The sequence below is a fragment of the Streptomyces sp. NPDC020898 genome, assembly GCF_044333925.1.
Classification (GTDB): domain Bacteria; phylum Actinomycetota; class Actinomycetes; order Streptomycetales; family Streptomycetaceae; genus Streptomyces.
Genome location: NZ_JBIRRV010000008.1, coordinates 163,156 through 176,645, shown reverse-complemented (window position 1 = coordinate 176,645; position 13,490 = coordinate 163,156). Strand labels below are relative to the sequence as shown.

Below are 13,490 nucleotides of genomic sequence, written 5' to 3'. Positions count from 1 at the left end.
CGCATTCCATACAGCCGCCGAAACGGCCTGAAGTGCAACGAAGAGGGCAACTAAACCTAGCCCAATCCACTAAAAATCACCCGAAAGACCACGCCGGACTACATGACCTGAACCGTTCCGCGCGATGAAAAAATCCCGCAATCCCGCAACCAAAACGAGGCCGACGCCCTCCGGCTGCCGCTCGAAGATTCCGCTCCGAGTGAACTTGTCACCCAGCTGGGCGAGGGGGACGAACTCACCCTCCAACCCGTCGAAATCGCCCGCAGCCACGAGCACATAGTGATGTCCATCGAGCAAAACGCACCCTCGCTCCTCTCCACCCAGCGCCCCGGAATGCCGCTGACCAACCGACGACTCACGAGGCGACTCCGCAACATCAGACTCCCCCGGAAGCCGCACGATGCGCCGCCCTGCTCGACTTCTGCGTCCAGATGCCTGCGGCCGTCCTTCAACAGCTCCTCGGAGTCAGCGACTTCACGGCCGGACGATGGGCAGCCGGAGCCGTCAGGACCGCCTACGCAGCCGAGGTGGCCCGCCGATCGTGACGCAACAAACAGCAACCCAGGGCTTGGTCATTCCCAAGCGATCTCAGTACCGTCTGCCTCGACGCCGCCTCGCAGCCCCCACTCATCAAGCCCCGAGTAGATCAACGCGATGCGACCTCCGGGGAAACCGAGGGACTCTGCCTCCCCGGTGTAGAGCGCCACCAAAGAGTCAGAACCTCTCCACCAGGTGTCTGCAAGGCCCATCACCTCGCGCACCGGCCCGTAGCCGCCCAACTCGATGCCATCGACGTCATCGCCGACGAGCTTGGTGACCTGCTTCGCCCACATAGAGGCGTGGTGGGCCAGCGCGAGCGATTCCACCCAGCCCTCGATTGACGCGTGGAGAGCCGCCCACCCATCCGCCTGGATTCCGAACTCACCAGACGGACCGATCATGAATGAGTAGGGGACCGCAGTTCGTTGCATCCCGGCTTCGAACCACCACCCTGCCGAGTCTGATTCGGGCGAGTCCGGATCGAGGTACTTGGGGCCTCCGTCGTACTGCGATGCGGGTGGCAAGAGCAAACCGCCCCATCTCTCCTGGTAGGCCGCCATTCGGTCGATCACTGCTGCCGGGACGTCTCGCTCAAGCCACCACTGCCGATGCCCCTCCACTGGCCGGACGTCGACCTTGATGCCGTGCGCGCTGACGAACGATCGGGCTCGTCGAGTCAAGCCATCAGGCACATCGTTGAAGAGGTTGAGATTCACCAGGGCGACGCTACCCAGCCAGCAGCCCGAAGGACAGGGGATGCGGCCCCTCTATGCGTCCCGCGACGATGCGGCAGAGCCGAGCTGAAGCGGCTTCCTATTCCGCACGCTTGAATATCCGAACCTGCCGCGTGCCCCATAATCCTCCTCAGCCTTCAGGAAAGAAAAGATCGCAGCGACACGAGAGGTCCCCTTCATTTCCAGTCACCGAGTCGGCCAGCTCATAATATCGATTCTAGCGATGCCCAGTCTCGCCGGACGGAGTGACCTCGTCATCGCCTTGCAAGAGGCCACCACTCTCCATCCTGTATCGCACTTCAGCTCTCGCCTCCACGCCCTCTAATCCTCTTGATAAGAATCGTTATCTGCATAGTAGATGATCGCCTCACACGCCTCGCCTATAGACGGGGTCCTATTTCCCCGTCATGACGACCAAACCTCCAGGACCTCGCGGGCGATAAACACCTCAAGCAGGTATCGCCAGCCAGTCGCTGGCTCGTTCTCGGGCAATACAACCAAAGCGAGTGTACTTCCGTTGACAATCACATCGCTCTGGGGGACATAGATCGTGCCTTCTCTTGGAATCTTGTCCAGGTCGCGAGCAACATCGTGGAGGTTCATCTCACCTCATCATCCCCAAATCTTGAAGCCGCCCTTACGTCCGGGATGGAATACCCCCCCCCGGAAGAGGCCGCTAGGGCGATGTTCTCAATCCATCAAAAATCATCCGAAAGGCCACTCGGGACTGCATGACCTGAACCGTTCCGCGCGATTAGAAGAATCCCGCAATCGCGCAACCAAAACGAGGCCCACACCCTCCGGCTACCGCTCGAAGATTCCACTCCGAGTGGACTCGTCATCTCAGGTTCGTGTCCTGGGCTTCGATGAGCGCGGTCGGAAAGTCAAAGTCGTCGGTAGGCGCGGTGGCGGACGGATTTTCGGCGCTGAACTGGGCGAGGGTGCTTCCCCGCCGGAAGACCACGGCCCTCGTCGGACCCATCGGGGCAGCATCCTGACCGGGTCTCACAGCGGACGCGACGGTCTCGTCCCCCACGTTCGGCGCGGTGTCCGCACTCACCGTGTCGACACCCATCGTCGAGAACCCTCCCTCGCACGCGGCGAGCCCACTCCTGAGCGCCGCGAGTACCTCCCGCACCTGGTCCGCTGTCGTACGAGGCCAGAACCACCGTGGTCCTGGTGATCGCGAACGCCGCGTCCAACTCCTCCTCGGAGCCCGCGGCAGCGATCACGTCGCCGTCGAACTCGGACGTCACCCGACGCTGCGCGGTGGCCGCCGGATCCCCCATGAGCACCTCGCCCGCTTCGAGCTCCCTGACACCGAACCCCTTGAGATCACTCGCGGCCAGAGACAACCTGTCCAACTGAGCGGCGGTGAGCGCCTCGGACGCACTCCGCGTGCTCGACGGAGAGGCGGATCCCTTGCCCTGTGCGGCACCCTCGCCATCGGTTCCTGTGGAGTCGCCACAGCTGGCGATCAGGGCGAGGGGAAGGAACAGGGCCGCGAAGGCACCGGTACGAGGACGGGTGCGGGTTCAACTACGACGTATACCGGATCTGTTCATGATGTGCTGAGTTCACTCTCTCCGTCGTACCGAAAATAACTAACACCTCGCCAGTAAAACCCGTTCCCGCCCTGCCGCCTCATAACAGCTCGGCCGACTGCTCGCGCCCAGGCAGGCGGACGCCCCCGCCGGTGGGCTTTCTCCTACTCCGAGCCGAGATACCCACTCCGGCGGAACCACTACAACGGTCACTTGCCCGCCCACTATTCGATCCGGGCACGCACCAGGGCGTCGATGGCCCCGCGTAGGGCCGCCTTCAGTCTCTCCCGCTCGTCGCGCACCTGGTCGACCTGCCTGCCGGACGCCTGATATGCGGCTTCGAACGCGACCCACGCATCGAAGGCCACGAGCATTCCCTCAGCAGAGGGCCGGCCTCGCTCAAACTGTTGCCGGAACCCCAGGGGTGGCTCGTGACTCCCAATCCACAGTTCGAGCCGGGCATGCTCGGCCATGTATTGCGCAGCAAGTTCGACCACGTCGTTACCGACGATGTTGCTGCCGATCACCTGCACACCGAGGTTGAGTTCAGGCGATGTCGTAGGGGTGCACAGCTGCTCAGGCACATCGCTGGACGGCTGCAGGCCCCTCAGCCACTCCCAGTCGCCCGCCATCACAACCTCCTTCGTTCAAAACTCGTTTCCAGGAGCCATCCTGCGATTTCCATCGATCTCGAGACCGGCATTTCGTATCCTCCAGCCTTGAGAATTTTTGAACAGAACGTCACACAATTGTTTGTGTTGTTGTTGTGCGGCCCCAGGTTGCTGTCATCCAGGAAGTAGTCCTGCGCCTGCTGCGCTCGTCTTGCATTCGGTAGAGGAACTCGAATGACGTCGGTTCCGGGGGCATGAGGAGCGTTCCGCAAGCCAACGATAGAGTCTTCTCCGACTCGAGAACCAGCCTCGGTGTGAATAGTTCTACCGTTGTGCGTCACCGCGACCGATGCGTGCCCCTGTTCCATGTCCAGGTAAACATCCGCGTAGCCCGCGTCGCCACAGTTGTGGACCAGTACTGGGGTGGCCCCAGCGAGCACGTAGTACGTGTGCAGGTCGTTGACGGTGAGGTTGTGGACGGCGGTCTGCTGTGCCGTCCACCGCTCGATCGCCGTGACTTGGACAAAGGTACCGGCACTGGTCTGGAGCCACTGGCCGGACTTCAGGTCCGTGGCCTTCACCCACTCGTCCAGGGCAGGAACCCAAACAGGGTGACCGTCAGTCGCAGTCACCGAAGCAACGGCGTCCCCCTTGGCACCGTCAACGTCGATGGTGACCTTGACCAGGTGCTTGACCCCCTCACCCGTGATCTCGGCAGTGACCGTCTCCACGGCCATTTCGCCGCTCTCGGGGTCGGTAGCCAGGACCTCCTCACCGTTGGCAACGTCCTCGATCGGCTTGGTGGTGCCGTCGGCCATCAGGACCAGCGTGCCGGGGACAAAGCTGTTGCTGGTCTTGCAGCCGCCTCCCAGCTTGGCCTTGGCCTTCTGGTAACCGGTCCTGACCTTCTCCTCGGCCTTGGCCACCGCCTTCTTGGCCTTCTGGACCGCGTTGCCGGTCTTCTTCGCCGCCGCCTTCGCGGCTCTCGTCTTGGCCTGCTGGGCCAGCTTCTTGATCTGTGCCGCCCGTGCCGCCGCCTTGCGCTTGGCCTCCTTGGCCTTGCGGGCCAGTTCGCGGGCCTTCTCGGCGGCCGCGATGAGCTTGCGGGCCCGTTCCTTGGCCTTCTGCCACGTCTGGTACGCGCCGATGACCTTGTCGATGGTCCGGTATATCGCCCGCGCCTTGCCGAGCACCCCCAGACCAACGCCCACGGCGGCACGGGCACACGCCCACGCGTCGCCGCGGGTGACACAGGACACCGCATCGTCCAGCCCCAGGAGCGAGATGATCCACGCACCGGCGTTGGCCAGGACGAAGTCCTTGATGGACATGCCCAACTGACCGCTGGCCCATGCCAGGTCGGACGCCGACGGGCCCCCGTACGCGCTCAGGTCCTCGCCCCCGCCACCTCCCCCGCCGCCCCCTTCGGCCTTCGACATCAGCCCGGACGGGTCGGAGTAGGTGACCGGGTTGTTCTCGCAGTACACGTACCCGTTCATCTGCACCGGGTCCGCCGACAGGAACCGTCCGAGGGACGGGTCGTACTCCCGCGCTCCCAGGTGGACGAACCCGCTCGACGCATCGTCGTCGCCGCCGATGTAACCCTGGTGCGAGCGCCACTGGTTGGACTCCGTGCCGCGCCGCACCCCGAACGGATCCGTACGCGAGAACTGCACCGCGTTGCCCGCCGCCAGTGCGACATCCGCGTACGCCGTGCCGTTCTGGTCCGTGATCTGGGCGTGCAGCGTCGAGGTGGCGGTGTTTCCCTGGGCGTGCCGCATCACCGTCGGGGCGCCCGGCTGGGCGTAGTAGCGCTCCGTGTAGGCCGCCGTGCCGGTTGCTGTTCTCGCCACCGTCGTGTCGCCCAGGTACAGGACGTTCTCCGTGGCGCTCAGCGCCATCAGGCGCCCGCCGCCGGGGCCGTAGACATACGTCGTCTCGTTGGCCGGCGCCCAGGACTGGGCCAGGCCGTTCGTGTCGCAGGTGTACAGCTGGAGGTTCGTGCCCGACGCCGAGTTCGCGGACGGGACGTCCAGGCACTTGCCTGACGAGACGTGCTTGAGCTTGTGACCCGTGGACACTGTCGTCCACTGCTGGCCGGCGCTGCCGTCGCACTCCGCGAGCACCGCGGCCGTGCCGTTCGCCGTGCCGCCGCCGGACGGCACCACGCACTTGCCCAGCACCTTCAACGCGCCCGTCGACGGATCGGACGAACCCGCCGCCGCGTCGATACGGAACTTCTGCGCCTTCGTGCCGTTGCAGTCGTACAACTGGACCGGCGTGCCCGCCGTCGTCACGCCGGACTGCACGTCCAGGCACTTGTCCGCCAGACCCGCCCAGGCCCCGGACCCGTTCTCGCCGAAGCCCGTGACCTTCTCGACCTGGCCGTCCCATGTCCAGGACAGGGCCTGCTCGTCGCCTCCGTACGTACGGGTCTTCGTGTTGCCCGTCTCGTCGTACGTCAGCGCAGCCGCCTCGGTGACCTTCGCGCCCGCACCCGTCGTGGACGTGTGGGACAGGCCGGTCAGGGTGTGCGGCTGGGTGCCGTCCGACTTGCCGTACGTGTACGTCGTCGTCGCGTCCTTCGCCGCGTTCCCGGCCGGGTCGTACTCCACCAGCTTCTTGCGGTTGCCGGCCTCGTCGTACTCGTACTTCTTGTGGTAGCCGTCGGCCCGCGCGCCCGCCGTCACCGCGGTCGGGGTGCCGTCCGCGGCCGTGGCGCAGGCCGCGTCGCTCGCCGTCCACGCCCTCGTGAGCTGGCCGATCACGTCGTACGAGAAGCACTGCCGGTCCGTCACCGAGTCGACCGTGTCCTCGATCCTGGTGACGTTGCCCGCGTTGTCGTAGGCGTACGTACGGTCGTTGACCCGGTGGCCGGACACGCCCGTCGTGTCCGTCACCGACTCGCGGTCGACTATCGAGCGGGTCAGTTCGCCCGTGCTCTCGTCGAACAGGTTCGTGGTCCACAACCGGGTCGGCATCTCGCCGCTGACCGTGCGCAGGACCTCGCCGTACTGGCTGTAGTCGGTCTCCGCCGTGTACCAGTCCAGGCCGGACGTGGAGACCGGCAGGCCGTCCGCGTTGTAGCGGGTGACGACCTTCTCCGCCTCCAGCGTGCCGGCCTTCGGCAGGGTGACCGACTTCGGCAGGCCCAGGCGCGTGTACTCGTACGCGTACGTGTACATCTCGGCCAGGCCGTACTGCTGCGCGATCAGCGGCGGAAGCGAGAGCCGCATGCCCTTGGGTTGGTAGTCGTCGGTGTAACCCATCACCTCGGTGGTGTACGGGAGGTTGTCCGTGTAGCGGGTCGACTTCGAGGGCAGGCCGGCCGCGCCGATCAGCCCGTCGTAGGCCGTCTCGGTCAGCTTCGCGCCCGTGGCGGAGTTCAGGCGCTGCTCGGTCGGCCGCGACAGTCTGTCGTAACCGGTCCACACCTTCACGCCACGCGCGTCGGTCGTCGTCACCGGGCGGTCAAGGACGTCGTACGTGGTCGAGGTCGTGCCGGTGTCCGGGTCCGTCGAGGTGAGCTGGCGGCCTCGGGCGTCGTACGTCCAGGACCAGGTGTTGCCCTGGGTGTCGGTCGCGCCGACCTGGTCGCCGCGTGCGTCGAACTGGTAGTTCGTGGCGCGGTAGGCCGCGCGCAGGGCGTCGGTGAAGGTGTCCACGCGGACGGTGCGGCCGAGGGCGTCGCTGTAACTGCGCTGCGCGGCGGCGCCGTTCGGCTCGATCACGGTGGAGTAGTCGTAGCCGTACACGTAGCGCGTGGACTTCTCGGGCTTGGTGGTGCCCGCCTCGTAGGGGGTCTCGGACAATGTCCGGCCCAGTCCGTCGTACGCGTACAGCGTGGCGTTGGGGATGCGGAAGTCGGACTCGACCTCGAACATCACCGTCTTCGGGTCGTCGGGGGCGTAGTAGGCGTTGTCCGTGCGCTCGATCGTGCCGTTCGCGCTGTAGTGGGTGTCGGTGATCAGGCGGCCCTTGCCGACCGCCGGCTCCTGCCGCTGGCGTTCGCGGCCCAGGCCGTCGTAGAAGACCACCGAAGGGTCGTACCCGCCACGGTCGTTGAGCGCGGAGGTCTCCACGGACACCGGCTCGCCGGCTGTGGTGTTGTACTCGAACTTCACCACGGGCTTGGCGGACGTGGTCTGCGTGGCGTCGCTCCAGCCCGCCGTCGTGCGGCCCAGCGCGTCGTACGCGAACTCGGTGAAGTGGCCGTTGGTGTCGGTCTCCTTCAGCGAGGTGCCGCGGGCGGGGTCGACGACCGTCGTCTCCTCGTGACCGAGCTCGTTGGTCACGGTGACCGAGTACACCTGCCCCTTGTCCGGGGTGTAGGTGGTCGTGTCGGTGGTGCCCAGGGCATCGTCAGTGGTCTTCACACGGCCGAGGCCGTCGTAGGTGAGCGTGCCGCTCTGGGTCCAGCTGCCGCCGCTGCCGCTGATGCTCCAGGTGGCGGTGGCCCGACCGAGGGTCGGCGCCTCCCCCCGGGCACCGCCGTCGTAGGCGACCTGCGAGCCGCCGAGCCAGTCGGCTCCGGTGGCCGTGTCGGCGGCGGCGCACGTGCCCGCCGTCGTCAGGGTCTCTTTGGTCAGGCCGATCAGCCACTTGGTGGTGTTGTGCACGTACGACGAGACGGTGCACGACTCGTCGCCCGACCGACCGATGTCGCCCTCGGACTCCACCCGCTCGGGGAGGCCGTAAGCGTCGTACGTCGAGGACGTCCTGACGGTTCGCCACTCGCGGGTGTCGTCACCGGTCTTGGAGGACCGGGTCACCGAGACACTGCGGTCGTCCAGGACGCGGTACGCCCGGAGCGCGGGGATACCGCCGTCGCGGGTGCGCGTGGCCAGCACCGTGTATCTCGGGTGGTCGACCGAGCGGGTCAGCAGGTCGCCGCCGTACTTGGTGTACGTCATCGTCTCCGCGACGCGGCCCGCATAGGGCAGCTTGCCGGCGGCGACCAGCGCGCCCTCGTAGTCCTTGACGTCTACCGAACGGGTCGTACCGTCCGGCAGCGGATCGCCGTCCATGCCCCGGAAGTAGCGGGTCGCGGTCATGCGGCTGGAACGAGAAGGGTGCCGTCGGCTGACCGGACCGCACGGAGGCAAGGCGGGTGGGGCGTGACGCACCCCACCCCCCACCCCGTCCACACTCCCGTAACAATGGACTGTGATCTCTCCGGCCTCCTCGACTCCCCGGAGCGCCCACCGGCAGCGGCCGGAGGCGACTCCCTACGTCGACCTCACCCGTGCCGAGTGGAGCGCGCTGCGCGCCAAGACGCCGCTCTCCCTCACGGCCGAGGAGGTCGAGAAGCTGCGCGGCCTGGGCGATGTCATCGACCTCGACGAGGTGCGGGACATCTACCTCCCGCTCTCCCGACTCCTCAACCTCTACGTCGGCGCGACGGACGGTCTGAGAGGCGCTCTGAACACCTTCCTGGGCGAAAAGGGCACGCAGACCGGCACCCCGTTCGTCATAGGAGTCGCCGGCTCGGTGGCCGTCGGCAAGTCGACGGTCGCCCGGCTCCTCCAGGCGCTGCTCTCCCGCTGGCCCGAACACCCGCGCGTAGAACTGGTGACCACCGACGGCTTCCTCCTCCCCACCGACGAGCTGACGTCCCGCGGCCTCATGTCGCGGAAGGGTTTCCCGGAGTCGTACGACCGCCGGGCCCTGACCCGCTTCGTCGCGGACATCAAGGCGGGCAAGGACGAGGTGACGGCCCCCGTCTACTCCCACCTCATCTACGACATCGTCCCCGACCGGAAACTCACGGTCCGCCGCCCCGACATCCTGATCGTCGAGGGCCTGAACGTCCTCCAGCCCGCCCTCCCCGGCAGCGACGGCCGCACCCGCGTGGGCCTCGCCGACTACTTCGACTTCAGCGTGTACGTCGATGCCCGCCCCGAGGACATCGAGCGCTGGTATCTCAACCGCTTCCGAAGGCTGCGCGAGACGGCGTTCCAGAACCCGTCCTCGTACTTCCGCAAGTACACGCAGGTGTCGGAGGAGGAGGCGCTGGACTACGCCCGCACCACCTGGCGCACCATCAACAAGGTGAACCTCCTGGAGAACGTGGCCCCCACCCGGGGCCGCGCCACCCTCATCATCCGCAAGGGCCCGGACCACAAGGTGCAGCGCCTCAGCCTGCGCAAGCTGTAGCCGTACCTTCGACACTTTCACGGCACACGGCCCGGCTACCCTGCCCCCATGCTCCACCTACGCCTGATCACCCCGGCCGACAAGACCGACGAAGTGGTCCACCTGATCGAGGAGACGGTCGGCACCACGCACGTCGTCGTTCTCCCCGGCGCCGCCCGCAACCCCGCCGGTGACGTCGTCATGTGTGACGTGGCCCGGGAGGCCGGCGACGAACTCATCGGCGAGCTGAGGGCGTTGAACCTCCACGCGACCGGTTCGATCGCCGTCGAGAACATCGACCTGTCGCTCTCCGAACGCGCCGACCAGGCGGCGGAGGACGCGCCCGGCGAGGGTGCGGACGCCGTCCTGTGGGAGCATCTCGCGGACGCGACGCACGAGGAGTCGACGCTCTCGATCACCTACATCGCCTTCATCACGCTCGCCACGATGATCGCGGCCTGTGGTGTGGTCCTCGACAACGCGATCCTGATCGTCGGTGCGATGGCGGTCGGCCCGGAGTTCGGGCCCCTGGCCGGTCTCAGCACGGCGCTCGTGCAACGGCACCCGCGACTGGCGCTGCGCTCCCTGATCGCCCTGCTGGTGGGCTTCGCGGTGGCGATGCTGGTGACGGTCGGCTTCACCTACTTCATGGACGCCGTGAACCTGTTCAGCAGGGTCAAGCTGGACGCCGAACGCCCCAACACGAACTTCATCTACCGGCCGGACGCGTTCTCGTTCGTCGTCGCCGTCCTCGCGGGCATCGCCGGCACGCTCTCGCTGACATCGGCGAAGTCCGGCCTGCTGGTCGGCGTCGCCATCTCCGTCACCACGGTCCCGGCCGCCTCGAACGCCGCGGTGGCCTTCGCCTACGACGAGTACCGACAGGCCTGGGGCTCCACCGAGCAACTGCTGCTCAACCTGGTCGGCATCATCCTGGCCTCCACCCTCACCCTCCTGGCCCAGAAGTGGCTGTGGAGCAACCAGAAAAAAACAGCCCGAGCCCAGTAGAGGACGCGCCCCATAGGGGCGCGGGGAACTGCGCGACAAGCCACAGCAGACCCGCAGCCCGCCACGAAACAGAACCCCCACCCCCAACCCGGCCCGGAAACTACCCCAGCGCCGACTTCACCACATCCGCCAACCGCCCAGCCACAGACCGAGCCTGATCAATATCCGCAGCCTCGACCATCACCCGAACCAACGGCTCGGTCCCGGAAGGCCGCAACAACACCCGCCCCGTAGCCCCGAGTTCCCGTTCCGCATCGGCAACCGCCGCCGCCAGCTCCGCAGATGAACCCACCCGGGTCCGATCCACGTCCGGCACATTCACCAGCACCTGCGGCAACCGCTCCATCACCGCCGCGAGATCCCTCAGCGTACGACCGGTCTGCGCGACCCGGGCCGCCAGCATCAGCCCCGTCAGCGTGCCGTCGCCCGTCGTGGCGTGATCCCAGATGATCACGTGCCCGGACTGCTCGCCGCCGAGCGCGTAGCTGTGCTCCTTCATCTCCTCCAGGACGTACCGGTCACCGACCGCCGTCTGGATGATGGACAGCCCCTCGCGCTCCATCGCCAGCTTGAAGCCCAGGTTCGACATCACCGTCGCGACAACGGTGTCGGCGCGCAGTACGCCACGCTCCCGCATCGCCAGCGCGAGTACGGCCATGATCTGGTCGCCGTCCACCTCCGCACCGGTGTGGTCGACAGCGAGGCAGCGGTCCGCGTCGCCGTCATGGGCGATGCCGAGGTCGGCGCCGTGTTCGAGGACGGCGGCCTGGAGCTTGCCGAGGTGGGTGGAGCCGCAGCCGTCGTTGATGTTGAGGCCGTCGGGCTCCGCGCCGATGGTGACGATCTCGGCGCCGGCCCGCGTGAACGCCTCGGGCGAGACCAGGCTGGCCGCGCCGTGCGCCTCGTCCAGGACGACCTTCAGACCGTCGAGTCGGTTCGGAAGCACCCCGACGAGATGGGTGACGTACTGCTCGAAGCCCGCGTCGTAGGTCCGCACCCGGCCGACGCCCGAGCCGGTCGGGCGGTCCCAGGGAGCGCCGGTGCGGTGCTCCTCGTAGACGGCCTCGATCCGTTCCTCCAGGTCGTCGTCGAGTTTGTGGCCGCCCCGGGCCAGGAACTTGACGCCGTTGTCCGGCATGGCGTTGTGGCTGGCCGAGAGCATCACGCCGAGGTCGGCACCCAGTTCGGCGGTGAGATACGCCACCGCCGGGGTGGGCAGCACACCGACCAGCAGGACGTCGACGCCCGCGCTGGCCAGGCCCGCGACCACCGCGGCCTCCAGGAACTCCCCGGACGCACGCGGGTCCCGTCCGACCACGGCGACCGGCCGGTGGCCCTCGAACGAACCCGCCTCGGCGAGTACGTGGGCCGCCGCTACGGACAGGCCGAGAGCCATCTCGGCCGTCAGATCCACGTTGGCGACACCGCGCACGCCGTCCGTGCCGAAGAGTTGTCCCACTGGTGTCCTCCGTACTCTCGCAGTCCACGAAGTTCTCGAAGTCATCGACGAAGCCTGGAAACTTCGAGACGCCTGAGAACCTGATGAACTTTCTCTTGGGAAAGGCATCCGATCACGCCAGTCTTTGAGCACCTTGTGCCGTTATACGCCTCTGGCTGTGATAAACGAACGCCCCGGCGGCACAAAGCGTGCCGCCGGGGCGTTCGGACGTACAAGCAGCGGGCGTGATTAACGCTTGCTGTACTGCGGGGCCTTACGGGCCTTCTTGAGACCGGCCTTCTTGCGCTCGACCGCACGGTCGTCGCGACGGAGGAAGCCGGCCTTCTTGAGGGTGGCGCGGTTGTTGTCCACGTCGGCCTCGTTCAGCGCGCGGGCCACGCCGAGGCGCAGGGCGCCGGCCTGGCCGGAGACACCGCCACCCGAGATGCGGGCGAGGACGTCGTAGCGGCCTTCGAGCTCGAGCACCTTGAAGGGCTCGTTGACTTCCTGCTGGTGCACCTTGTTGGGGAAGTAGTCCTCAAGGGTGCGCCCGTTGATCTTCCACTTGCCGGTGCCCGGGACGATCCGGACGCGGGCGATGGCGTTCTTGCGACGGCCCAGGCCGGCGGCCGGCTGCGGGTCGCCGAAGCGACCGTCGAGCGCCTCGGTGTACTCGCCCTCGGCTACGGGCGCCTCGGACTCGGTGGTGTAGCTCTCGATGTCGGCGTTCTCAAGCTCGACGTCGGTGGTGTCGTCGAGCGGCTGCTCGACAGTGGTCTCGGCCACGATTCTCCTCAGAATTCTTTACGTCTTAGGGGGTGGCCGGAACTACTGCGCGACCTGGGTGATCTCGAACGGCACCGGCTGCTGCGCAGCGTGGGGGTGCTGGTCGCCCGAGTAGACCTTCAGCTTCGACAGGCACTGACGGCCCAGGGTGTTCTTGGGGATCATGCCCTTGATGGCCTTCTCGACGGCCTTCTCGGGGTTCTTGGCCAGCAGCTCGTCGTAGCGGACGGAGCGCAGACCACCCGGGTAGCCGGAGTGGCGGTAAGCCATCTTCTGGGTCTTCTTGTTGCCGGAGAGGTGCACCTTGTCGGCGTTGATGATGATGACGAAGTCACCAGCGTCGACGTGGGGGGCGTAAATCGGCTTGTGCTTGCCCCGCAGGATGTTCGCGGCAGTGGTGGCCAGACGACCCAGGACGACATCCTGGGCGTCGATGACGTACCACTGGCGAGTGATGTCGCCGGGCTTAGGGCTGAACGTACGCACTTCGTAGCCTTCGCTTCTTCAGTGGATGGGTCCTGACACATGGCATCACTGAAGCGATCGTGCAGCTGGGGACGACAATGCCGGGAACAACGCCCGTATGCCGCCCTCTGGTAACTGCTCCAGGGAACCTACGTATGGGCCTCTCGCGTGAGAACGACCAAGCCGATACGCATAACGAACGCCCAGGCTACCCGTGCAGCCCCGGACG

Annotated in this window: 8 protein-coding genes and 1 tRNA gene; 3 read left to right on the top strand and 6 right to left on the bottom strand. The window is 66.6% G+C overall.

Features of this window, described 5'->3' with window-relative positions; translation table 11 throughout:
* Window positions 1–572: 572 nt before the first annotated feature.
* Together ACH4TV_RS25710 and ACH4TV_RS25705 are read right to left on the bottom strand one after the other, a co-directional pair.
* Window positions 573–1,256: a hypothetical protein gene (locus ACH4TV_RS25710; RefSeq protein ID WP_398401928.1), complete on the bottom strand. Its 684-nt coding sequence runs from the start codon at window positions 1,254–1,256 to the stop codon at window positions 573–575.
* A gap of 1,786 nt (window positions 1,257–3,042) precedes the next feature.
* A complete protein-coding gene (locus tag ACH4TV_RS25705) occupies window positions 3,043–3,186 on the bottom strand; it encodes a hypothetical protein (protein WP_398401925.1) in 144 nt (47 codons plus the stop codon).
* Between ACH4TV_RS25705 and ACH4TV_RS25700 the strand changes: the two genes are divergently transcribed.
* Window positions 3,186–3,290: transfer RNA gene (locus tag ACH4TV_RS25700), tRNA-OTHER, on the top strand. The two genes, ACH4TV_RS25705 and ACH4TV_RS25700, sit on opposite strands and share 1 nt — an antisense overlap.
* 159 nt (window positions 3,291–3,449) lie before the next feature.
* Here the strand turns inward: ACH4TV_RS25700 and ACH4TV_RS25695 are convergent.
* The gene (locus ACH4TV_RS25695) at window positions 3,450–8,483 is read right to left on the bottom strand and encodes a ricin-type beta-trefoil lectin domain protein (RefSeq protein ID WP_398401923.1); all 5,034 of its coding nucleotides are present in this window, start codon (window positions 8,481–8,483) and stop codon (window positions 3,450–3,452) included.
* A 112-nt stretch (window positions 8,484–8,595) separates the two neighbouring features.
* Here ACH4TV_RS25695 and coaA point away from each other — a divergent pair, with 112 nt between their 5' ends.
* Window positions 8,596–9,585, top strand: a complete 990-nt coding sequence (gene coaA / locus ACH4TV_RS25690) for a type I pantothenate kinase (RefSeq protein WP_398401921.1) — start codon at window positions 8,596–8,598, stop codon at window positions 9,583–9,585.
* Between the two features lie 48 nt (window positions 9,586–9,633).
* Window positions 9,634–10,572: a DUF389 domain-containing protein gene (locus ACH4TV_RS25685; RefSeq protein WP_398401919.1), complete on the top strand. Its 939-nt coding sequence runs from the start codon at window positions 9,634–9,636 to the stop codon at window positions 10,570–10,572.
* Window positions 10,573–10,672: 100 nt separating this feature from the next.
* Here ACH4TV_RS25685 and glmM read toward each other — a convergent pair whose 3' ends face one another.
* The 3 genes from glmM to rplM all read right to left on the bottom strand — a co-directional run bounded on the left by glmM (window position 10,673) and on the right by rplM (window position 13,282).
* Complete coding sequence (glmM, locus tag ACH4TV_RS25680) at window positions 10,673–12,031, bottom strand: phosphoglucosamine mutase (RefSeq protein WP_398401917.1); 1,359 nt, start codon at window positions 12,029–12,031, stop codon at window positions 10,673–10,675.
* 228 nt (window positions 12,032–12,259) lie between these two features.
* Window positions 12,260–12,796, bottom strand: a complete 537-nt coding sequence (rpsI, locus tag ACH4TV_RS25675; protein WP_398401915.1) for a 30S ribosomal protein S9 — start codon at window positions 12,794–12,796, stop codon at window positions 12,260–12,262.
* A gap of 42 nt (window positions 12,797–12,838) precedes the next feature.
* Window positions 12,839–13,282 carry a 50S ribosomal protein L13 gene (rplM, locus tag ACH4TV_RS25670; RefSeq protein ID WP_006376008.1) on the bottom strand — a complete coding sequence of 148 codons (444 nt, stop codon included), beginning with the start codon at window positions 13,280–13,282 and terminating at the stop codon, window positions 12,839–12,841.
* Between the last annotated feature and the right edge of the window lie 208 nt (window positions 13,283–13,490).